Origin of the sequence: Cytobacillus oceanisediminis, from assembly GCF_004366035.1 — a bacterium.
Lineage (GTDB): Bacteria > Bacillota > Bacilli > Bacillales > Cytobacillaceae > Cytobacillus > Cytobacillus oceanisediminis_C.
Genome location: NZ_SOEE01000003.1, coordinates 273714 through 294040, shown reverse-complemented (window position 1 = coordinate 294040; position 20327 = coordinate 273714). Strand labels below are relative to the sequence as shown.

Genomic DNA, 20327 nt, shown 5'->3' with positions numbered 1-20327 from the left:
AAAAGAATCATGCATAATCATAGTTTTCTACTCGTGCCTCAATCAGCATTTTTCTAAATGTATCTCCTTTTTGAACTCCTAATATCTTCTGGCCATATTCAAGGAAAGACAAAAGCTCGTTTTCCGATAAATGACTCATATTCAGCGGAAATTGTTCCATCTCTTTTACCTCATCCATAATCTGATCCAATACTTCCTTTCCGCTTTTAGAAATAGTCACACATTTATAACGGAGCTGTTCTTTATTGGCTGTGATCTCAATCAGCCCCTTTTCCTTTAACGGCTTTAAAAGCCTGGTTACAGTCGATAGATGCCAGCATCCCAAATCACTAATTTGGGTGGGGCTTAGTTTTTGGTTATGAGTGCCAAGCAGAAACAGAATATGCTGCTGAGCTGGCGTCAGCTTAAACTTTCTTTCAAGCTCCGCCCACTTCTTTTCCATGCAGAAATATAGTGCCCTTATGACAAGCAATGTCTGCTGTTTCAATAAAATGTTCACCCTTATCCCCCTAACTTGCAGATACAATTGTATTTACAAGTATTGTTTGAGAGAGGGTTCATTTTATGCAAAAAAAAATAGAGGTTTAATTTCCTGCCTCTATTTTCGTCCTATTCTGTTTTTCACAGAGTTTCTGATTGACTCTATCATCTCCTCGGACAAATTCGCTGGAAGCGACGAGCCATCATTAAATACCCAGGCATTGAGCACCTCAAGATCTGCTTTTTTAAATGTTATGCTATAAGTATCATTCTCCAGGAGAAATTCAGTTGTGACATATTCTTCTCCATCAAATTCATCATCAATAATCATGCTGGTAATTTCGTATCGATTCACAGGAAATCTCCTTCAGCTTTTTTACCACTTAGGATGCACCTGGCCCATCAAATTATTCGAAAATGTTTAAGTCTCCATTATAATGGTATCTATGGTTTTATAAGCAACAAAAAATGTGGCAAGGGAGTATGCGGCTTCAGTAATGCCGAATAAAAAAACAGAACTTCCAAAGATAAAGGTATTCATTATAAGAATGCATTGTCCGATGGTTAAAGGCAAACGTTCGCTGAATAAAATCGCCAAAACTTCTGTACCATCCAGGCAGGCTCCAAACCGGATAATGAGGCCCACTCCCATTCCGAGTAAGAGGCCCCCCAGAATAATGATCAGCAGGGGATGGTTCGTCACTTCCTCAAATGGGGCCAATATGTATGTCTCACCTGCCAGAACTGAACTGGCAAACAGGCTTAACACCAAAAATCTTCCCCCTAAAAAGAAAAAGCCTGCCACTAAAAATGGGAGATTGAACAGCAGGATCAAGGCACCCACTTCAACATGAAAGACATGTGAAAGGATGATGCTCAATCCAACAATTCCTCCATCAATAACATAATTTTTCACCAGGAATAATTGCAGGGAAACAGCCACAAGTGTTGCTCCGACTACGATAATCAGCCCATTTTTAAAGGTGGAAAAATTGTCCTTTCGTCTTTGGCTTAAATAGTATTGAACCCTATTTCTATACACTGGCCATCTCCTTTTGTTCAGATTGGCTTATGTATTGAAATATATTCCGGAAAATCAATAAAATGCAGAAGCCTCCTTTCTATATTAATAGTTTTCCAGTAAAAAAAAGATAGAATTCCTTCATATCAAAGTGTAAAATAAATTCAGCCAGTTGAAAAACTGACACAGACATCCATTTATATAGGAGGAAGGAACGTAAAAATAGGAATACTTCAAGCAGCCTTTAAATATATTGAATTTTCAGAAAACTAAATAAAAAGAGGTTGATGTACATGGCAATGGATGCATCTTTTAAAGAACAAACGATTTTTGATCATGTTGGAAATAAAATTATTACAGAAGATCGGGAAATTCATATAATTGCCAAATTAGCAGAACCATTGATCGTGATTCTGGGAAATGTGCTGAGTGATGAAGAATGTGACCAGCTGATTCAGCAATCAAAAGATCGCATGCAGCGTTCAAAAGTTGCCAACTCCCTTGAAGCTGATGAACTGCGAACCAGCAGCAGCACTTTTTTTCATGAAGGGGAAAATGAAATTGTCGCCAGAATTGAAAAAAGAATATCACAAATCATGAACATTCCAGTTGAGCATGGTGAAGGACTGCAGATCCTTAACTATAAAATTGGCCAGGAATATAAAGCTCATTTTGACTTCTTCTCTTCGACCAGCAGAGCAGCAAGCAATCCAAGAATCAGCACGCTTGTCATGTACCTGAATGATGTGGAACAGGGCGGGGAAACGTATTTTCCCAAGCTTAACTTCTCTGTTTCTCCACAAAAAGGCATGGCTGTTTATTTTGAATACTTTTATAATGATCAGAACTTAAACGACCTGACACTTCATGGCGGAGCACCTGTTGCCATTGGTGATAAATGGGCTGCTACGCAATGGATGAGGAGAAAGAAAATATAGATAGAAAAACACTTGGGAAAATTTTTTCTCCAAGTGTTTTTTAACATACAATTGTCCAGCTTCAGCGCCTGCCCCCTCGGCGTCACAAACGGGGGTGGGCAGGGCGCTTCAGATTTTCTTAGAACCACAGTCTCTTATGATAGTCATAATCAGAGGTGTCAAAATTCTCTTCCCCTTCTTTATTAGGGGCACACTCTTCACAAGGTTCTTCCTGCTGGCCATGTTCACATTGTCCCATTAAAAGTTCCACCTGAACGCATCCCCTTTCCTATCTGTTACTTCAATTATAATGAAAGCGTTTACAGCTGTCTTGTACAATTTGTTGGAAAATCGTTAGAAAGTGCCTATCCAATGGCACATTTTAACGTCAAAAACAGACATTCCTGTCGCATTTTAGCTTTTGCAGCCCCTAATAGCTGCGGGGCAAGTCGGTTACTTCCCGTGCAACCCTTATTCCTGATTGGATCGCCCCTTCAATCCATCCCGGGGCTGTGGACGTGTGTTCCCCGGCGAAATGGACTCTCCCCTTCGGAACAGGAATAAATGGGAATAACTCGGTTTCCTGGTTCGGTTTGAACATGTTGAAGGCTCCGCCAGAAAACGGATACTGTGACCAGCTATGAGAGGCGCCTGTTAAGAAATACTCGTAAACCTGATTGCCATGAACGACAGATAAATTGTCGAGGGCATTCCGAATCCGATCGCCTTCCTTCAGGTTATCCCAGGATAAAGTATCATCTTTCCATGTATAGCTTGCCATAATGATGCCGTTACCTGCAGTTCCAATCAGGTGGCTCGGATAGGCAGCGAATCGAATCCGGCAGATCTGTCATCAGCTTCCCACCCTGAAAACCTTCGCGTTCCCAAAACCGCTGTTTAAACTGCAGCCCCATTTTCGTGGAGGAAACATAATGCAGTTCCCTGATAGCCTTCCACTTATTAGGGGAAAATGTTTGCCGGTGAACGATTTCAACGAAGGACAAGGTATAGTTAAGATGTCAAGATCACCACTGACCGTCAAAGGTCTTTGACTCCATGTATGTCTGGCATGGATTGTAACCTGCTGATGATCCTGTTCTATTTTTGTCATTTGAGAACCGAAATAAAGGTCTTCTTTTAACTGGGTCAAAAAAGGGCTCCCACATCCAGATATATACCGTCCATGAACGGCTCTCTCAATGTAAATATTCTGCCGCCAACCCTTTGTGTGCCTCTAAAACCGTCACATCATGCTCTGCTGCCTTCAGCAGGGCAGCGGCAACTAGACCTGACATACCGGCTCCGACAACGATTATTCAATTCTGGACTTTGGAAATACCGAGACCTTTTCTGATGATGGATAGCATTTCTTCTGCTTTTAACTGTGGATCCCGATAAAAGACCATTCCTACTCTCCTCCTGGGGATCTGCCAAAAAGTTATTACTTCATCATACTGCCGGACAACTGCAGATTATGATTCTTTTTACTTAACTTTTATTTTCACAGCTTGCATGAATCCAATTGCGGTCAATACCAGTTAGTTTACTGGTTGCAAAAAAGGCACCAAATCATTACGATTTGATGCCTCACCTTTTAAATATGATTTTGCTTTAGAATGCTGCGGTCCACCCGCCATCAGCCACAATCACGGATCCATTAACAAAGCTGGAATCATCAGATGCCAGGAATAATGCGACCTGTGCAATTTCCTCCGGCTTTCCGACCCTTGGCATAACGCCCTGAACAGCCTTTGTTCGGCCGAATCCAAATTCATTCATGTTTTTCATTGAAGAAGCGATATTTGTTTCCACACCGCCTGGTGCAATGGCGTTACAGCGGATGCCGCTGTTTGCGTACATATAGGCAGTGTTTTTCGTAAGCCCTATTACTGCATGCTTTGAAGCCCCATAAGCAGCTCCCGCATGGGCACCATTCAATCCGCCTGTAGAAGCAGTATTGATGATTACCCCTTTCCCCTTATCTAAAAAGAGCGGGATGGCTTTTCGCATGGCGCGCATGACGCCTTTCGTATTGATATCAAATATTAAATCCCATCGTTCATCCTGAATATCACCAACAGGTTCAAATCCGTCCATAATTCCTGCGTTATTCACCAGGATATCCAGCGTTCCAAATTCATGTACTGCTGCATCTATCATTCTTTCAATATCTGCTTGTTTTGAAACATTAACCTGAACAGCTTTGGCTTTTCCGCCATTCTCAGTAATTTCCTTTGCCGCAGCTACTGCCCCTTCCAGGTTCAAGTCAGCTGCAATGACACTTGCACCTTCCCTTGCGTACAACTCCGCAATCGCTTTTCCCATCCCTGATGCTGCACCTGTTACAATCGCTACTTTATCCTGAAGCTTCATATAGACTTCCTCCGTTCGGCTGAATGTATTTAATGAACACTTGTTGATTATCTATTACATCTTTATAATATGGTAATAAAGACGCCCATTCAATCAGCAAATTAACGGCAATCTGTCTACTAATGAACACATTCATTGTATTTTGATTATTTTTTCATTCTATTTCAACAATGGAGGCCATTTATGTCCAATAAGCAAAATCTACCTATTGACCGAAGAATAACAAAATCCAAACAAGCCTTAATGGATGCCCTATTATCCTTAATGCAGACGAAAGCATTCAAAAAAATAACCGTAACAGATATCGTGAAGACAGCCAATCTTAACAGGGGAACCTTTTATAAGCATTATGAATACAAGGAAGATATCCTTGATGAAATTGTCGATGATGTTATAGCAGATCTAATCTCCTCCTACCGCGAACCGTATAAGAACACAGAAACCTTTGAGTTAATGACCCTTACCTCTTCTGCCATTAAAATCTTTGAACATGTCAGTCATAAAAAAGAATTCTATTCCCTAATGGTAAAATCCAATGCATTATCTGGATTGCAAAGCAAATTGTGCGATGTACTGAAAGAGGTAACGTTAAAAGACCTTAAAGGTGTACAGTCTAACCCAAAAATCAATCGTGAATTACAGACAAGCTTCTATGTTCATGCCATACTGGGAATGATTACGGAATGGATAAATCATGAATTTAAATATGATTCGAATTATATGTCGGAACAGCTGCTCGAAATCTTACAGAGCAGACAAGGAGATGTGGTGTTCAAATTAACCTGAATGAAACAAATATCACCTATTTACATTGAATCATCTTAAACGCGTTAATTACCATAAAAAAACAAACACATTTTTTCATCCCACCCCCAAAATTATATAATGACAACCTAAATTTTTAGTTGATGGTCATTTTTTGTCGAAATAATGATCCGCTGGATGTTTGGAGTAAATTGGATTTACACTCCTAAGCTATTAATTATTATACATAATTCGACATTACTTCTTAGGGGGAATGAATGTGGATCGTTTTTTCAGGTGGATTGTCAGAGCCTTGTTTGCACCTGTCTCCGGAAATGCGGGAGCAATTGCAAGCACTCTAGGTTTTTTTCTGGCATTTTTACCTTTGGATAGTTTTAGAATTCCATTATTGTTTGTTTGTTCACTGCTGCTGCGCCTTAATATTATTGCCTTATTCCTGGGCACTCTGATTACTGTGTTTATACCATACATACACGAGCTGCCCTACATGGATTTAGGCCCATTTGAAGATTACTGGCTAATTTCATCCCTTAAAAGCAAAATATTAACTTCTGAATCAATTGCATCAGGAATCTTCGGAGGTTTAGTTGGACTAGTCTGCTATTTTTTCTTCCACTGGTTTTATAACCTTGGGCTGAAAAAAAATGAGGGGAAACAGGAATATATATTTCTTGACCCTGCTAAAAGCCGCTGGTCCCTCATTAAACGAATGAGTGCGGGCTTCACTCTATTAATTGTTATTATATTTACATTTTTTATAGAGAGCATGAATACAACTCCCAAGTTTCCTGAGCTGCATCTGGATCAAAGCCCATCAAGTACAGATATAGATCCGATTAACAATGCCTTTAGTGAAGAAGCTTTGGCATCTCAGATTCAAAAGATAAATTCTGAAGCAGATAAATCAGAAAAGCTAAACATGTCACAAACTACACAAAAACAAGAGGTGTATGGATTCTATGTCAATTGGGACAAGAATAGCAAAACATCCTTCAATAAAAATAAAGAGTCCATAACCACTCTAGTCCCTGAGTGGATGCATGTTACACCAGATCTATATCTCAAGTCTTCAATTGACTGGTCCATTGTAAAAGAAGCAAAGAAACATGAAATCAAAATTCTGCCATTAGTGAATAATTTTATAGACAACAAATGGGATTCAGATGTTCTCCACCGGTTATTCACGGCTCCCGGTGCTGAAGACCGCTTTATTGAAGAGATGCTTTTTTATGTGAAAATAAATGAATTTGAAGGTATTAATATTGACTTTGAAGCAATTAAACCAGCTGACAAGGATCATTTTACTCAGTTCATGAGCAAGGTTTATAAAGCCTTCCACACGGAAGGTTTAATGGTGACATTGGATGTTCCGCCGAATGATGAAAGCTACGATTATGCTTCTTTAGCAAAATACGCTGACCGTGTGATTGTCATGCTCTATGACCAGCATTATTCCAGGAGCACACCAGGTCCTGTCGCTCAAACCAATTGGGTAAAGGAGAACTTGAATCAAGCTGATATTCCCTCCGGAAAATTGGTTGCAGGCTTAGGAACATACGGTTACGACTGGGAAGAAGATTCTGGTAAGCCCGCAGCTGACTTGACTTTTGGAGATATTATGAAGCTGGGGAGCGAGGCTAACCTCAATATCAATTGGAGTAAGGAAGCTGGAAACCCGTACTTACGGTACAGACAAAATGGAAAAAATCATACTGTCTGGTTTTTGGATGCTGCTACATTTTATAACCAGATGAACCTTGCAATAAATCACGGCTCTTCCGGAATAGCCATATGGCGTCTCGGTTCCGAAGATCCCTCTATCTGGAGATTTCTTAACAATCCTAAGGAAAACATTAATCCATCTCCAGTGCTAAGTACTATTGAAAGTCATTTCTCAGCACTTCATACAGGGAACGGAGAGGTTTTGAAAATCGCTTCACAAACTGAAAAAGGAAAAAGGACGATAGAAATGGATTCCAATGGAATGATAAAAAAGGAATCCTATGTCAAATATCCAAAGCCTTTTGAAGTAATCCGCCATGGTAATTCCAGCAAAAAAGAAATCGTCCTTACTTTTGATGACGGTCCGGATCCAGCCTACACACCAAAAATATTGGACATATTGAAGAGGTATAAGGTAAAAGGCACCTTTTTTATCGTTGGAGAAAATGCAATGATGCATCCTCAGCTGGTTAACAGGATTTATGATGAAGGGCACGAAATCGGAAATCATACCTTTACACACCCTGATATTACATCCATCACACCATCTCGTTTACGAATGGAGTTGAATGCAACACAACGCTTAATTCAAGGCATAACCGGCCATTCTACGACTCTTTTTCGCCCTCCATATATAGCAGATACGGAACTGAGCACAAGAAAGGAGCAGCTTCCTATAATGGAAGCTCAAAAGCTGGGCTATACCATGGTCGGCCAATCCATTGACTCAGGTGATTGGCAAGGATCTTCAGCAGATGAACTTGTAGATCGGACATTGGATCAGCTGTCCGAAGGTAACGTCATTTTGCTTCATGATGCTGGCGGAGACCGCTCCAAAACAGTGGAAGCTCTTCCGGTTATTATTGAAACACTTAAAGGTCGGGGCTACACATTTACGACGACTGCTGGTTTAATTGGGAAAAGCGATACTGAAATCATGCCTTTTGCTGATCAGGAAAACCCTTATTCTGTTTATGATAAAGCGGTATTTAAGGTCATTAAAAGCTGGAACACTGGAATTAGCATTTTGTTTTACTCAGCCATTCTTTTAGGTATTTTTCGTATTATTTTTCTTGTTTTCCTGTCCAGGAAACAGGTCAAAAGGTATAAAGAGACCCAGATTGACCCTGGCTTTACTCCTTATGTCAGTGTAGTAATTGCAGCTTATAATGAAGAAAAAGTAATTTGCAAAACTTTAGATTCTATTTTATCCAGTGACTATCCGGATTTTGAGATACTGATAATCGATGATGGCTCAAAAGATCATACTGCCCGTGCAGTTGAAGAAGCATTTGCAGATAACCCCCGCGTCAGGTTAATTAAAAAACCCAATGGCGGAAAATCTTCGGCTGTAAACCTTGGATTTAAGGAAGCTAAGGGGGAAATTGTAATTGCTTTAGATGCCGATACTCTCATTGCTGAAAATGCCATCTCTTTGCTTGTGAGCCATTTTAAAGATGATCAAGTAGCTGCTGTTTCCGGTAATGTAAAGGTTGGCAATAAGGGAAATCTCCTGACGAACTGGCAGCATATTGAATATGTGACAGGCTTTAACCTTGAAAGAAGAGCCTTTGCAGCTCTCAATTGCATTACCGTTGTGCCAGGTGCCATCGGTGCATGGAAAAAGTCTGCGGTTGAAGAAGCTGGTTACTTTAGAGAGGATACACTTGCAGAGGATACGGATATCACGCTTGCACTATTGCGAAACGGTAAGAAAATTGAGTTTGAAGAAAAGGCTTATGCTTATACAGAAGTGCCAGAAGATATTAAAAGCCTGGCAAAGCAGCGATACCGATGGGTATATGGCACTCTCCAATGCCTTTGGAAACATCGCTCGGCATTATTTAACAAAAAACACCATTCATTAGGGTATGTAGCCTTGCCTAACATGTGGCTTTTTCAATATGTTTATCAAACCATTTCACCTATTGCAGATATCTTGTTCATCTTTGCCCTTTTCAGCCCAAAGCCTGAAAAAGCAGCCATAGGCTTTGTCCTTTTCTACTTGATGGATTTCTTTGCCTCCCTATATGCTTTCAGGCTGGAGAAAGAAAGCCCTAAACCACTGATCTCATTGTTCCTGCAGCGAATATTATATAAACAGCTGATGACTTATGTGGTAGTAAAATCGATTTTCTCCGCTATAAAAGGAGTAACCGTCGGCTGGAATAAACTAAAACGAAAAGGCAATGTAACACAGGATAATTCCATTATGAATATTAAATGAATCTAAGGGCCTTTCCCATTGGGTAGAGGCCCTTTTGCTGTATAATCTAATACCTTTAAAGGAAAAAGGACCACCGTCTCCTGATGATCCTTCCTGATAGATTTAATGATTTTTCCCATTGTTTTCTTTGTCTTCTTTACCTTTGGTAACCTGATTACTCTCAGCTTTTTCTTTTGCGGCTTGGGAAATCTGCTGGCCATGGCTGAGTGTTTTTGCAGCAGGACTTGTTGGGCCGCTTCCTCCCATACCAGAGACAGGTGTGTTTGGATCTTTTGTGCTGGTCGCAGGTTTCGATGATTCATTTGCTGCCTTGTTTCCAGCAGGTGCAGAGGCAGGCTCCGGTGCGGAGGGTTTTTCGTTTGAGACAGATACAGCTTTCGAAACTGAATTTACAGCAGGTTTCCGATTGGGAATTTCGGTATTCGTTTGAACAGCAACAATCATCTTATTGCTTTTCTTTTCTTTTTTTTGTGATTCTTCAACTGGAGCTTCTTCAGTTACCGGTTTTTGTTTCTTATTCTCTTTCACAGCCAGTATTTTTGCTTCCGCCTTTTTGTCAATTTGTCTGTTCACTTCAGATTTTTGTTGAATACCTGATAAAACAGAAGAATGTTCCTCAGAAAAAAGTTTGGTAGCTTTCAGCATGCCATTGGCAGCAGAAAACGTTATAGACCCTGCTAATACCATGGCAAGGGCCCCTTTAGCTGGTGATTTCATATTTTTCCCCTCGAGACTTGTGATTGTATATATTCAAAGAATACGAAGGAGAATCTTTATATTATGGGGGTATACTTATATTTTAATTAAACCGAGATTTGGCATTTTTCTTCATCCCCCTATTCATCTGTCTTCCTGAATGCCAGGATTTGTGTCTTTAAGGAAGAATATAATCCTGCTGCCGCATTTCCATAAAAAAAGCCCATGAACATTCCCGCCCACAGATTATTCCTGTGAGCAAAGAAAACCGATATGATTAATCCAAGCAGATTAGCCAGCCCTGGAATATATGGTTTTCGAATTTTAAACAGCACTTTGCCTAATTGAGTCAGCAGAACCACTAAGGGCACTGCTATTATCGCATCCCAGAAGTTAGTATGAATAATTGGAAATGCCTCCATATTAGCACCTCTGTAATTTTTTTAGTTACTTGTCCATATTTTGCTCCATTATGGTTTTTTCATTATTTAAAGAATAAATTTCTCGCAGCCAACTGTTTATAAACAAATAAAGGCTGCCCTCAGGCAGCCAATTAAGCTTGCTATAGTATTTCTCCGTTTGACTCGATCACATCCTTATACCAATGAAAAGATTTCTTCTTTTTCCGTTTCAATGTTCCGCTGCCATCATCATGCTTGTCCACATAAATATAGCCATAGCGTTTTGAAAACTCACCTGTTGACATGCTGACCATATCGATGCAGCCCCAGCTTGTATATCCCATTAGCCCGACGCCATCTTCTAAAGCTTCACCCATTGCTTTAATATGCCCGCGAAGATAGTCAATCCGATATTCGTCATGGATGCTGCCATCCTCTTCTTCCTTGTCATAGGCCCCTAGTCCGTTTTCTACGACAAAAAGCGGTTTCTGATAGCGATCATATAACTTGTTCAAGCTGATCCGCAAACCTTCAGGGTCGATTTCCCACCCCCAGTCACTTGTTTCCAAGAAGGGATTCCTAACCCCGCCAATGATGTTCCCTTCCGATGAGTCTGCATCTGACTTAACCTTCTTTTCGGTGCGGGACATATAATAGCTGAAGCCAATATAATCTACAGTACCGTCCTTTAACAAATCCAGGTCACCTTCCTGTATGTCCAGGCTGATATTATGTTCTTTAAAGTACCTATTCATAAAAGCCGGATATTCACCGCGAACCTGTACATCACCACAAAAGTAATTGAAAAGCTGCTCTTCCTGCATAGCATACATGACATTTTCCGGGTTGCTGTCATAAGAATACACAGGCGCAAATAGAATCATGCAGCCTATTTTTGACTCAGGAATGAGCTCATGGCATGCCTTTACTGCGATTGCGCTTGCGACCAATTGATGGTGATAGGCCTGGAATGTTGGCTGGTATTTATCTTCTTCACTTTGATAGGAAAAGCCGAGCCCATTAATCGGCATGACCAATCCGCTATTGATTTCATTAAAAGTCATCCAGTACTTTACTTTATTTTTGTACCGGCTCAAAATCGCTTTAGCATACCGCTCAAAAAAACTGACGACTTTGCGGTTTCTCCACCCTCCATACTCTTTTACTAAATGAAGAGGCATTTCATAATGGGAAATCGTTACAACCGGTTCAATTCCATATTTCTGCAATTCATCAAAAACACGATCATAAAAAGCAAGTCCGTCCTCATTCGGCTCCGTCTCATCACCATTCGGAAAAATGCGGGTCCAGGCTATCGACATTCGGAACGCCTTGAAGCCCATTTCGGCAAATAAGGCAATATCTTCTTCATATCGATGATAGAAATCGATCGCTTCGTGATTTGGATAATAAAATTGATCCTCATGAATTTCGAAGTCAAACCCGGGCTTCATTAAGATATTGTACCGTTCTTTTCCTCCGGGAAGGACATCCGCAATATTCAAGCCTTTATTTCCTTCCTTATATCCGCCTTCAATTTGGTTCGCTGCAGTGGCGCCACCCCACAAAAAACCTTTAGGAAAATCGTATTTTTTCATTTCATTACCTCCAATACCTGCTATTTTTTAATATTTGTTTAAATGGAGTTTTTATGTTACCCGTAAAGGGATATAGAAGAAGCTTAAATCGAGTCAAAGGATGTGTAAATAATTTGAGTTAATTAAGTTTTGTATTACGGCATTTTGATACTTGTTACATAAAAGTAACGTATTGTTTCTCCTTATGATAGAATGAGCCTAACTATTTTTTCCCCGGAGGAATATTGAATCATGTTTTCAAACGACATCATCGCATCTTTCAATGATTTAGAAACATCCATATATCACTACATCTGTCAAAACAAAGAAAAGATTCCTTATATGCGGATTCGTGAACTTGCAGATGAAACCCATGTTTCGACTGCCACCATCTTGCGGTTCTGCAGGAAACTGAATTGTGAGGGTTTCACTGAATTTAAGATAAAGTTTAAATTATATTTGCAGGAAAATAAAAAGACCTCTATAAAAGGTTCCAAACAATCCATTATCGAGTTTTTCGAGCGAACGCTAAGGGGTGATTTAGAAGAAAAAATCAGAGAGGCAGCAGAACTTATAAATACGGCAGATAACGTTATATTTATAGGGATCGGAAGCTCAGGCATACTTGCTGAGTACGGAGCCAGATATTTCTCTAGTCTTGGCAAGTTTTCACTGTATATCAAGGATCCCCATTTCCCGATCCATTCAAGCATCCGCAGCAGCAGTGTCACAATTGCCTTATCTGTCTCAGGGGAAACTCCTTTTACAGTCACCCATCTCAACCAGCTGAAGCAGGAAGGCAGTAAAATCATCAGCATCACAAACAGCCGGCTTTCAACAATTGCGAAAGTTTCTGATTTAAACATCGCCTATTATGTAACAGAGGAAACGTTTGAGCAGTCCAATATTACAACTCAAGTTCCAGTTGTGTACATTCTGGAAGCTGTCGCGAGGGAAATACACAAGCTGAACCCTTGAATTAAAGGATTCTTCCCGCGTATGAAGAATAGGTAAAAATATAACAATGAAAGCGGTGAGTATATGAAATCAATTGCTTCCCCTATAGCAAGCAAAGTCAACAATGTATTCATTCATGTCAGCGACCTGAAAAAATCAGCGGAATGGTACAGCAGCCTGCTTGGATTGCCTTTTCATAAGGATACTGTAGAATCCCCGGTGTACAACCTTCCTGTCACCACTGAAACCGGTCTTACACTGGATGATCATACCTTTGATCCAACCTTTACCTTAAATCCTTCCGGTCACGTTTTATTTAATTTCTTCGTCCAGGATATTGATGAGGCATACACTTTTGTTAAAGATCTAGGAATCACAATTGTAAAGGAAATAGAGCGTATTGGAGACTTTGCCTATTTCAACTTTCAGGACTTGGATGGAAATATATTGATGATCTGCAATTGTTAATGATTAAATCTGTGGCAGCTTGGCCATGGATTTTTTTATTTACAGTATTCTCCGCTGGACATCCCCCTGCACCTGGCGTATACTAGCCATATTTATGTAAAAGATTAACAGCTTCGCAGAAAGAAAGGTGTTTAACATGATTCACAATCCTACTGGAAAAGAGAGGCTTGCGCTGGCTTTTCTCCTTAGCATGCTTGGAATATTGGGGCCATTCAATATTGATATGTATTTGCCAGGCTTTCCAGATATCGCTGAGGACTTCAGTGCCAGAGCTTCACTTGTTCAGATGAGTTTAACAGCCTGTTTGATTGGCCTTGCGGCTGGGCAGGTTATTGTGGGACCGCTCAGTGATTCCCATGGAAGAAGAAAACCTCTTCTAATCGGGATCTCTCTTTTTGCATTATCTTCCCTTTTATGCGCCATTTCACCTAATATTACAGCCTTTATTGCAGCCCGCTTTCTGCAGGGATTAACCGCATCTGCAGGTATCGTCCTTTCACGGGCAGTTGTCCGTGATGTGTTCAGCGGAAAAGAGCTCACGAAATTTTTTGCCCTGCTTATGGTCATTAATGCAACAGCTCCGATGATAGCACCGATGACAGGCGGTGCCCTGCTTCTGCTTCCTTTTGCCAGCTGGGAAACCATATTTTATTTTCTAAGCTTTTTGGGATTATTTATTACCATCGTTATCTATTTCCGATTAAAAGAAACCCTTCCTCAAGAAAAAAGGGTCCCAAGCTCTATCGGTAATTCCATTAAAAGCATGGCGGGCCTTTTCAGAGACCGATCATTCATTGGGTATGCCCTTATCGTAGGATTCATACATGGCGGAAGCTTTGCTTATGTTTCGGGGACACCTTTTGTCTATCAGGGGATTTATGGGGTTTCGCCTCAGGTGTTCAGCATCCTGTTTGGCATTAATGGATTGGCCATCATTACGGGAAGTTTCCTAATTGGCCGCCTGGCAGGTATCATTCCGGAAAGAAGCCTTCTCCGGACAGCCGTCTGCATTGCCGTCAGTGCCACTTCTTTACTTTTAATCATGACCATTATTAAAGGGCCGCTGTTCATGCTTGTCATACCGATTTTTATTTATATGACTTCTATGGGGATGATCATCACCAGCTCATTTACATTGGCCATGAAAAATCAGGGTCGCCGTGCAGGCAGTGCCAGCGCCGTTATCGGAATGCTTCCTTTAGTACTGGGTTCAGCTGTTTCCCCTTTAGTGAGCATTGATGAAACCACTGCGGTACCAATGGGAGCCATCTTGTTTGTAACATCATTCATCGGCTTTATTTTCTTCTTCACATTAACAAAAGAAAAAACAAAAAGAAGCAGACAGAACCTGAAACTGCATGCGGAGGGGTAATCCCCTCCGGCTTCCCTGCCCACCTGGCCGCTTTATTCTTTTACTTCCTCTATAATCGAATGACCCTCGGTCCCTTCATCATCCTGCCATTGCCAATTTTCATAAAGCCTTATTCGGCCGTCTTGCAATATTTCCGGTTTTGAGTGACACTTTCCACCCCGGATTTCATTTTTGTTATTTACATGGTTATATCTAAATTCTAAACTGCCATCTTCATTTACAATTCCAATAAGTGTCCCCTGAATAATCTCTCCCCCGCCATAAGCAGCAGATATAATGTTCCCCTCCTGTTTATACTGGAAAAAAGTTTTTGAAGATACTTCTCCATTATCTGTATTTTGCACGGAAACAAAGGTACGGCCATTGTAGTTCATTATAATATCCTCCCAGCGGATCTGGTTTTTTACTCTAGACCCTAATATGTATTCCAAAGCTTCAGTCTTTCTACAAATCCCCTTTTAAAATTGAGTACATATACAAATCATCAAACTTTCCATTTGTATATTCATAATGTCTCAGCAAACCTTCTCTCGTGAAGCCCTGTCTCTCAACCAGCTTTTGGGATGAGAGGTTTTTAGGTTCAATCAGGGCTTCTATCCTTTCAAGTTCAAGCTGTTCAAATCCAAATTTTAAAACTCTCTCAAGAGCTTCATTGGCTATCCCTTTTCCCCAATGCTCTCTGCTTAATTCATAACCGACTTCACTTCGGAAATGTCTGGGGTTCCTGTTTAGGAAACCGCAGCTCCCTATGACCTTCCCGGAATCCTTTAGGGTGATGCCCCAGCGTATTCCTGTGCGATTTTTATAAATGGATTTATACCATTCTATTTCATCCAGCACCTCTTCGACAGATTCACAGGCCGAGATTCCCATATGCTTTACAACCAGGTGATCTGACAGGTATACAAACATATCTTTTGCATCTTCTTCAGTTGCTTCTCTTAAAATTAATCTTTCTGTTTCAAGGAACGGAAATACTGTTTCCAATGGATTGCCTCCTCTGCATTATATCTTCCTTCAACTATACCAAAATGCTGTAAAAAAATCCTATCAAATATGGAAATTACTTCAAACCCCGCTTTATCCATGTTAGACTCTATTATTAGTAAAACTTAAATAAAAAGGAGAATTTATGTGAAACGTTATGCTTTATGGCTGCTGTTTGCCGCATTGATTCTTTCAGCATGCAGCAATGACAAAGAGAAAGCGGCAGCTGATTCATCAGGTAAAGAAGAACAAAAACAAGAAGACAAGAAAGAAAAAAAGCAGGAAAGCATTTTAGCAGAGTCTGAGAATATTCATTTAGAGGTTTCAGAAGAAAGCCTGCTGAAATTGACCCCTGGAGCATTAATGGACGGGCTCACATACGAAAAGGACATTGAGGCCATTGAATTCAATGTGCCTGAAACCGATCCTGAACTTATAAGCGAGATGACCCCTAAACTGGAAGAACTGACGAATGAAACGAAAGATACAGACTCAATTAAAAAAGGGCTTCTTTCCCTGCTGGCGAGCCCAAATTATAAAGAAATCATTGAAAAGTCCAATGCTTACACACCAGATTTTGAGGAGCCTTACCTTCAGGACCCCACTAAATCAGAGCCTGGGGAAGAAAAAAAGGCATCAGAACAGGCCATTATTCTTCTTGATGCCAGCTCAAGCATGCTGCTCCAGGCAGGCGGCAAAATAAAAATGGATATTGCTAAAAGTGCCGTTAAAAGTTTCGCCCAGACAATTGGCCAAAGCAGCGAAGTTTCCCTTGTTGTATATGGCCATAAAGGCTCTGAAGCAGACGCTGATAAAGAAATTTCCTGTTCAGGAGTAGAGGAAGTCTATCCTATAGGCAAATATTCAAAAAAAGAGTTTCACGAAGCCGTTGATTCATTTGAAAGCAAGGGCTGGACACCGCTTGCCGGTGCCATTCAAAAAGCGGCAGAAATGAGCAGCGGTTATGATGGGTCAACAACAATCTACATTGTCAGTGACGGTGCCGAAACATGTGATGGCGACCCCGTCTCGGCCAGTAAAAACCTTGTGAAAAACAACAGAAGCAATACTGTGAATATCATTGGGTTTGATGTAGATGGGAAAGCCGAGAACCAATTAAAGGCAGTAGCCGAAGCCGGCAATGGGGAATATTTAAAAGCGGATAACCCGGATGAATTGAAAAGCACGATCCAATACGAGTGGCTTCCTTCTGCCGGCGACCTGGCCTGGGCATTTACTCTGTCGCCAAGCCCATGGGAAATGATGGATGAGTATAAACTGGGAGAAGTTTATCCCCGCCAATTAATTACGATCGGCAGGCGTGAAGCACATCGGATCCTTGATGCTGTTACGATCATGGGAGACAACGGCTGGATCACTGCTGAGCAGCGATCAGAACTTCGTGATTGGGGCTATGAACGAAGCGAGCAAATGAAGGACCTCTATTCAGAACTCTATGAAAAAAATCGAAATACAGCTGATGAACAACGTGATGAAATCAAACAGAGAGTCGACGAATGGGTTGAAAAAATGAAGGCTCTAAAGAAAGATCGCGGTGACATTTGGTAAAAGAACTTATGAAGTGAAAATTGCTCAGGGCGAAATGCTCTGAGTATTTTTTAATTTAATAAAAATATAAAACTTTAAATATTGCAAAATTTGTCCAATTATGTGATAAAATGTAATGGTAAAAATTAACTTATACCGGGAGGTCAGTGCTTTGTTCAGTGCAGGTGTTTTAGGAATTGGTGTAAATATTCCAGAAAATATTATAACGAATGAGATGATTGCCAAACGTTTCGATATTACACATGAAGAAATATGCAGAAAAACAGGCATACTGGAAAGACGCTACGAATCTCCAGACTCATCACTTACAGATATGTGCGAAATTGCCGGAAAACGTGCGATAGAAGATGCAGGGGTGAACCCGAAGGATATTGACATGGTCATTATTGGAACAAACACACATGACACCCACATTACGGCTGCGCTGGTTCAGGACAGAATCGGCGCTGCGCAATGCGCAGGGCTGGACCTTCATTCAGGCTGTTCCAGCTTTATCACAGCCCTGGCAACCGGGGCCCAATTTGTTCAGACAGGAATGTATAAAAACGTATTAGTCATCGCTGTCGACAAATGCTCATCCCTCTTGAATCCGATGGATAAAAAGACGGCGCTGCTGTTCTCGGATGGAGCTGCCGCTGTTGTCTTAGGTCAGGTGGATAAAGGCAAAGGTATTCTCGGCATCCATATGCAAATGGATGGAAGCGGGGGGAAATATCTTCATCTAGATGAAAACAAGCACATCAAGATGGATGGAAGAGCCGTTTTTGAATTTGCAGTAGACAGATTTCCCAAAGCGGTTCATAAAGTTTTGGAGCTCTCTGGCCTGAGCTTGCAGGAAGTGGATTTCATCATCCCTCACCAATCCAACTTGCGGATTATTGAAGCAGGTACAGCACGGCTCGGCTTTCCTATGGAAAAAGTTCATACCAAAACCATACAATATTACGGAAACTCTTCTGCACCTACGATAGCTATTGGGCTTCATGAAGAAGTGAAGGAAGGCAAAATAAAAGACGGGGATGTGGTTGTATTGGCTGGCTATGGTGCAGGTCTCGGCTGGGGAGCCATTGTCATGCGCTGGGGTCAAACATCGAAACTACTAATTTAAGGCCGCCTAAATGGGGCTTTTTTTATTATGTTACAAGCACAATAAAGGGGATGAATTAATCCTCTTTGGAAGCATAACTGTGCATTAAAGTAAAATGCCTGTTCAGCTCGCTTTCATTAATAGAAATCCTGATCTCTAAGTCTTTTGTACGCAAAACATACTCTTTAATGCCAATAAATTCAGATTCAGCAATCAGGTAAAAGTGTGTTCCCTTCTTTAATCCTTTAAAATGATTCTTTAATTTATATTTTTTCATGATCTTATCTTGGTGCTCCTATAGCTTATCAGATTAAATGAATCTCTAGAATGTTATTATACACCTTTGAATTTTAATTTTCCTGGTAAGCATTTTTCAATAAATTTAAAAGACGTTTAATAAACGTTTTAAAACAATGTACTATTAAATTTTTCCGGCTTCTTCACATACCCCTCAATGATAAAACCGCAGCTGGTGCAAATAACATACTCAATATCAGAACCGAGGCTCATCTTATTGACAGGGAACATGGCTCCATAACCCGAATGCTTCCCTTTCCCCAATTCACTCGATCCGCACTTAGGACATTTTTCCACTTTCATTATAAATCCCCCATTCTGCTACTTATACTAAGTAGATACGAGCAGAAGCCGCAAAAGGTTTCATGAAAGCAAAAAACTGCGGCCATATTGTTGTGGCCGCCTTCGTTTGTCTATTCTGCTGCTGAAAGCTGTTCTTTGGATTTGAGCACCTGGATATAAACTCCTGTCAGTGTTTGAGTCAGCAGAAAGATAGGAAAAGAGTGAGCGATCCGATACCCTTTCTGCAGCGTAATGATTCCCGCAGCAGTTAACACCCATTGAAAGAAAACACCTAATAACGCCCATACCAAAACATATATAATGAATGTTTTTTTGCCGATTTTCATTTTTTCATAAAAATAAAAAAAGAAATATCCGAATGGGGCAAATAATAAATAATAAAGAACATCTGTCACTTCATAATTATTTAAATCGTTTATCTTATAAAAATCTGTCCTCCCTCCGCCTATTGTGAAATCATAAAGAATACCAATGGACATTCCCCATAGCAGGCTTAGGATTCTGATTTGCTTGGGCAGCTTATCCGGCCTTCTTAAAAGTAAAAAATACACAAGATAGGCAGCAGCAGCAGTTATTAAAAGAAAGAGTTCATTGCCGCCGAAATCCTCCCATAATTTCATGCTTCTTTCACCCCTCTAGTTTTAAGCTGTCCAAAATACTTCAGCAGGGATTGAACCACTAAATGCAGGAGGAATAAATATATTATTTCATAACCGATATTCCACTTTCTATAATCCACAATGTCAAAATAACGGGCAATCACCACTGCCAAAACAAGGAACAACACTGACAGGATGGTTTTTAAAAACTTTGAACCAAAGGAAGGCGCTGTCCTGAATAAATTTAGTGTGATAGCAACTGTGAGCGGAAGAGTAATACTTCTATGTATTAAGAACGCGGAATTATCTAAGATCTGCTGGGAAATTTTCGCCATATTCAACTCTTCATACACAATCCATGTAAAATTGACATTGATGACTAACGCCACCAAATAGACGAAGGTATTTTCAATAAATGTCAGCTTTTTATTCATTGATGTAAACAGCATTAGCACCAGCCAGGCTAGAAAAATTATAAGTACAAATCCCATGTAAATTCAGCCCCATAC

Annotated in this window: 24 protein-coding genes; 8 read left to right on the top strand and 16 right to left on the bottom strand. The window is 40.5% G+C overall.

The genetic code is table 11. From position 1 onward, the window contains the following. Positions 1 to 7 precede the first annotated feature (7 nt). The 3 genes from DFO72_RS09710 to DFO72_RS09700 all read right to left on the bottom strand — a co-directional run bounded on the left by DFO72_RS09710 (position 8) and on the right by DFO72_RS09700 (position 1522). On the bottom strand, positions 8 to 499 hold the full coding sequence (locus DFO72_RS09710; protein ID WP_113881501.1) for a MarR family winged helix-turn-helix transcriptional regulator: 492 nt from the start codon (positions 497 to 499) through the stop codon (positions 8 to 10). A 99-nt stretch (positions 500 to 598) separates the two neighbouring features. Then, the gene (locus DFO72_RS09705; protein WP_113881500.1) at positions 599 to 835 is read right to left on the bottom strand and encodes a hypothetical protein; all 237 of its coding nucleotides are present in this window, start codon (positions 833 to 835) and stop codon (positions 599 to 601) included. A gap of 66 nt (positions 836 to 901) precedes the next feature. Then, positions 902 to 1522, bottom strand: coding sequence for a YitT family protein (locus DFO72_RS09700; protein ID WP_113881499.1), 621 nt, complete (start codon positions 1520 to 1522; stop codon positions 902 to 904). Positions 1523 to 1794: 272 nt separating this feature from the next. Between DFO72_RS09700 and DFO72_RS09695 the strand changes: the two genes are divergently transcribed. Then, positions 1795 to 2439 carry a 2OG-Fe(II) oxygenase gene (locus tag DFO72_RS09695; protein ID WP_113881498.1) on the top strand — a complete coding sequence of 215 codons (645 nt, stop codon included), beginning with the start codon at positions 1795 to 1797 and terminating at the stop codon, positions 2437 to 2439. 409 nt (positions 2440 to 2848) lie between these two features. Here the strand turns inward: DFO72_RS09695 and DFO72_RS30670 are convergent, their stop codons facing one another. The 4 genes from DFO72_RS30670 to DFO72_RS09685 all read right to left on the bottom strand — a co-directional run bounded on the left by DFO72_RS30670 (position 2849) and on the right by DFO72_RS09685 (position 4791). After that, complete coding sequence (locus DFO72_RS30670) at positions 2849 to 3199, bottom strand: flavin monoamine oxidase family protein (RefSeq protein ID WP_395858150.1); 351 nt, start codon at positions 3197 to 3199, stop codon at positions 2849 to 2851. Positions 3200 to 3209: 10 nt separating this feature from the next. Beyond that, positions 3210 to 3422 carry an FAD-dependent oxidoreductase gene (locus DFO72_RS30665; protein WP_395858149.1) on the bottom strand — a complete coding sequence of 71 codons (213 nt, stop codon included), beginning with the start codon at positions 3420 to 3422 and terminating at the stop codon, positions 3210 to 3212. A gap of 192 nt (positions 3423 to 3614) precedes the next feature. Continuing rightward, positions 3615 to 3713 carry an NAD(P)-binding protein gene (locus tag DFO72_RS30660; protein ID WP_243856112.1) on the bottom strand — a complete coding sequence of 33 codons (99 nt, stop codon included), beginning with the start codon at positions 3711 to 3713 and terminating at the stop codon, positions 3615 to 3617. Between the two features lie 316 nt (positions 3714 to 4029). Then, the gene (locus DFO72_RS09685; RefSeq protein ID WP_113881497.1) at positions 4030 to 4791 is read right to left on the bottom strand and encodes an SDR family oxidoreductase; all 762 of its coding nucleotides are present in this window, start codon (positions 4789 to 4791) and stop codon (positions 4030 to 4032) included. Between the two features lie 183 nt (positions 4792 to 4974). On the opposite strand from DFO72_RS09685, the gene DFO72_RS09680 reads away from it, so the two are divergent. Together DFO72_RS09680 and DFO72_RS09675 are read left to right on the top strand one after the other, a co-directional pair. After that, positions 4975 to 5577, top strand: coding sequence for a TetR/AcrR family transcriptional regulator (locus tag DFO72_RS09680; RefSeq protein WP_113881496.1), 603 nt, complete (start codon positions 4975 to 4977; stop codon positions 5575 to 5577). 238 nt (positions 5578 to 5815) lie between these two features. Further along, on the top strand, positions 5816 to 9505 hold the full coding sequence (locus DFO72_RS09675) for a polysaccharide deacetylase family protein (protein ID WP_113881495.1): 3690 nt from the start codon (positions 5816 to 5818) through the stop codon (positions 9503 to 9505). Positions 9506 to 9607: 102 nt separating this feature from the next. On the opposite strand, the gene DFO72_RS09670 is transcribed toward DFO72_RS09675, so the two are convergent. The 3 genes from DFO72_RS09670 to DFO72_RS09660 all read right to left on the bottom strand — a co-directional run bounded on the left by DFO72_RS09670 (position 9608) and on the right by DFO72_RS09660 (position 12200). Continuing rightward, positions 9608 to 10222, bottom strand: coding sequence for a hypothetical protein (locus tag DFO72_RS09670; protein ID WP_113881494.1), 615 nt, complete (start codon positions 10220 to 10222; stop codon positions 9608 to 9610). A gap of 119 nt (positions 10223 to 10341) precedes the next feature. Further along, positions 10342 to 10623: a hypothetical protein gene (locus DFO72_RS09665; protein WP_113881493.1), complete on the bottom strand. Its 282-nt coding sequence runs from the start codon at positions 10621 to 10623 to the stop codon at positions 10342 to 10344. 140 nt (positions 10624 to 10763) lie between these two features. Then, on the bottom strand, positions 10764 to 12200 hold the full coding sequence (locus tag DFO72_RS09660) for a glycoside hydrolase family 1 protein (RefSeq protein WP_113881492.1): 1437 nt from the start codon (positions 12198 to 12200) through the stop codon (positions 10764 to 10766). 231 nt (positions 12201 to 12431) lie between these two features. On the opposite strand from DFO72_RS09660, the gene DFO72_RS09655 reads away from it, so the two are divergent. From DFO72_RS09655 to DFO72_RS09645, 3 genes are all read left to right on the top strand, one after another. Next, positions 12432 to 13157: a MurR/RpiR family transcriptional regulator gene (locus DFO72_RS09655; protein WP_113881491.1), complete on the top strand. Its 726-nt coding sequence runs from the start codon at positions 12432 to 12434 to the stop codon at positions 13155 to 13157. Between the two features lie 63 nt (positions 13158 to 13220). After that, the gene (locus DFO72_RS09650; protein WP_113881490.1) at positions 13221 to 13604 is read left to right on the top strand and encodes a VOC family protein; all 384 of its coding nucleotides are present in this window, start codon (positions 13221 to 13223) and stop codon (positions 13602 to 13604) included. A gap of 136 nt (positions 13605 to 13740) precedes the next feature. After that, complete coding sequence (locus DFO72_RS09645; RefSeq protein WP_113881489.1) at positions 13741 to 14976, top strand: Bcr/CflA family efflux MFS transporter; 1236 nt, start codon at positions 13741 to 13743, stop codon at positions 14974 to 14976. 32 nt (positions 14977 to 15008) lie between these two features. Here the strand turns inward: DFO72_RS09645 and DFO72_RS09640 are convergent, their stop codons facing one another. Then, positions 15009 to 15350 carry a n-acetylglutamate synthase gene (locus tag DFO72_RS09640; RefSeq protein WP_113881488.1) on the bottom strand — a complete coding sequence of 114 codons (342 nt, stop codon included), beginning with the start codon at positions 15348 to 15350 and terminating at the stop codon, positions 15009 to 15011. Between the two features lie 70 nt (positions 15351 to 15420). Then, a complete protein-coding gene (locus tag DFO72_RS09635) occupies positions 15421 to 15963 on the bottom strand; it encodes a GNAT family N-acetyltransferase (RefSeq protein WP_113881487.1) in 543 nt (180 codons plus the stop codon). Positions 15964 to 16110: 147 nt separating this feature from the next. Here DFO72_RS09635 and DFO72_RS09630 point away from each other — a divergent pair, with 147 nt between their 5' ends. Together DFO72_RS09630 and DFO72_RS09625 are read left to right on the top strand one after the other, a co-directional pair. Then, complete coding sequence (locus DFO72_RS09630) at positions 16111 to 17532, top strand: vWA domain-containing protein (RefSeq protein WP_113881486.1); 1422 nt, start codon at positions 16111 to 16113, stop codon at positions 17530 to 17532. A 151-nt stretch (positions 17533 to 17683) separates the two neighbouring features. Next, positions 17684 to 18640 carry a 3-oxoacyl-ACP synthase III family protein gene (locus DFO72_RS09625; RefSeq protein WP_113881485.1) on the top strand — a complete coding sequence of 319 codons (957 nt, stop codon included), beginning with the start codon at positions 17684 to 17686 and terminating at the stop codon, positions 18638 to 18640. Between the two features lie 55 nt (positions 18641 to 18695). On the opposite strand, the gene DFO72_RS09620 is transcribed toward DFO72_RS09625, so the two are convergent. The 4 genes from DFO72_RS09620 to DFO72_RS09605 form a co-directional block, all read right to left on the bottom strand. Further along, on the bottom strand, positions 18696 to 18896 hold the full coding sequence (locus DFO72_RS09620; protein WP_113881484.1) for a hypothetical protein: 201 nt from the start codon (positions 18894 to 18896) through the stop codon (positions 18696 to 18698). 128 nt (positions 18897 to 19024) lie between these two features. After that, entirely contained in the window at positions 19025 to 19219 is a 195-nt protein-coding gene (locus DFO72_RS09615) for a transcription initiation factor TFIIIB (protein ID WP_113881483.1), read from the bottom strand. A 110-nt stretch (positions 19220 to 19329) separates the two neighbouring features. After that, the gene (locus DFO72_RS09610) at positions 19330 to 19839 is read right to left on the bottom strand and encodes a hypothetical protein (RefSeq protein ID WP_113881482.1); all 510 of its coding nucleotides are present in this window, start codon (positions 19837 to 19839) and stop codon (positions 19330 to 19332) included. Continuing rightward, positions 19836 to 20309 (bottom strand): hypothetical protein, encoded by a 474-nt coding sequence (locus tag DFO72_RS09605; protein WP_113881481.1) that lies wholly within the window; start codon positions 20307 to 20309, stop codon positions 19836 to 19838. The genes DFO72_RS09610 and DFO72_RS09605 overlap by 4 nt, the downstream gene beginning before the upstream one ends. Positions 20310 to 20327: the final 18 nt, after the last annotated feature.

Excerpts from the sequence above, each read along its gene's own strand:
- DFO72_RS09680 (WP_113881496.1), top strand. The coding sequence starts at position 4,975 with ATGTCCAATAAGCAAAATCTACCTATTGACCGAAGAATAACAAAATCC.
- DFO72_RS09620 (WP_113881484.1), bottom strand. The coding sequence starts at position 18,896 with ATGAAAAAATATAAATTAAAGAATCATTTTAAAGGATTAAAGAAGGGA.
- DFO72_RS09610 (WP_113881482.1), bottom strand. The coding sequence starts at position 19,839 with ATGAAATTATGGGAGGATTTCGGCGGCAATGAACTCTTTCTTTTAATA.
- DFO72_RS09640 (WP_113881488.1), bottom strand. The coding sequence starts at position 15,350 with ATGAACTACAATGGCCGTACCTTTGTTTCCGTGCAAAATACAGATAAT.
- DFO72_RS09655 (WP_113881491.1), top strand. The coding sequence starts at position 12,432 with ATGTTTTCAAACGACATCATCGCATCTTTCAATGATTTAGAAACATCC.
- DFO72_RS09615 (WP_113881483.1), bottom strand. The coding sequence starts at position 19,219 with ATGAAAGTGGAAAAATGTCCTAAGTGCGGATCGAGTGAATTGGGGAAA.
- DFO72_RS09650 (WP_113881490.1), top strand. The coding sequence starts at position 13,221 with ATGAAATCAATTGCTTCCCCTATAGCAAGCAAAGTCAACAATGTATTC.
- DFO72_RS09665 (WP_113881493.1), bottom strand. The coding sequence starts at position 10,623 with ATGGAGGCATTTCCAATTATTCATACTAACTTCTGGGATGCGATAATA.
- DFO72_RS30660 (WP_243856112.1), bottom strand. The coding sequence starts at position 3,713 with ATGTCAGGTCTAGTTGCCGCTGCCCTGCTGAAGGCAGCAGAGCATGAT.
- DFO72_RS09645 (WP_113881489.1), top strand. The coding sequence starts at position 13,741 with ATGATTCACAATCCTACTGGAAAAGAGAGGCTTGCGCTGGCTTTTCTC.
- DFO72_RS09685 (WP_113881497.1), bottom strand. The coding sequence starts at position 4,791 with ATGAAGCTTCAGGATAAAGTAGCGATTGTAACAGGTGCAGCATCAGGG.
- DFO72_RS09695 (WP_113881498.1), top strand. The coding sequence starts at position 1,795 with ATGGCAATGGATGCATCTTTTAAAGAACAAACGATTTTTGATCATGTT.
- DFO72_RS30670 (WP_395858150.1), bottom strand. The coding sequence starts at position 3,199 with ATGGCAAGCTATACATGGAAAGATGATACTTTATCCTGGGATAACCTG.
- DFO72_RS09660 (WP_113881492.1), bottom strand. The coding sequence starts at position 12,200 with ATGAAAAAATACGATTTTCCTAAAGGTTTTTTGTGGGGTGGCGCCACT.
- DFO72_RS09670 (WP_113881494.1), bottom strand. The coding sequence starts at position 10,222 with ATGAAATCACCAGCTAAAGGGGCCCTTGCCATGGTATTAGCAGGGTCT.
- DFO72_RS09605 (WP_113881481.1), bottom strand. The coding sequence starts at position 20,309 with ATGGGATTTGTACTTATAATTTTTCTAGCCTGGCTGGTGCTAATGCTG.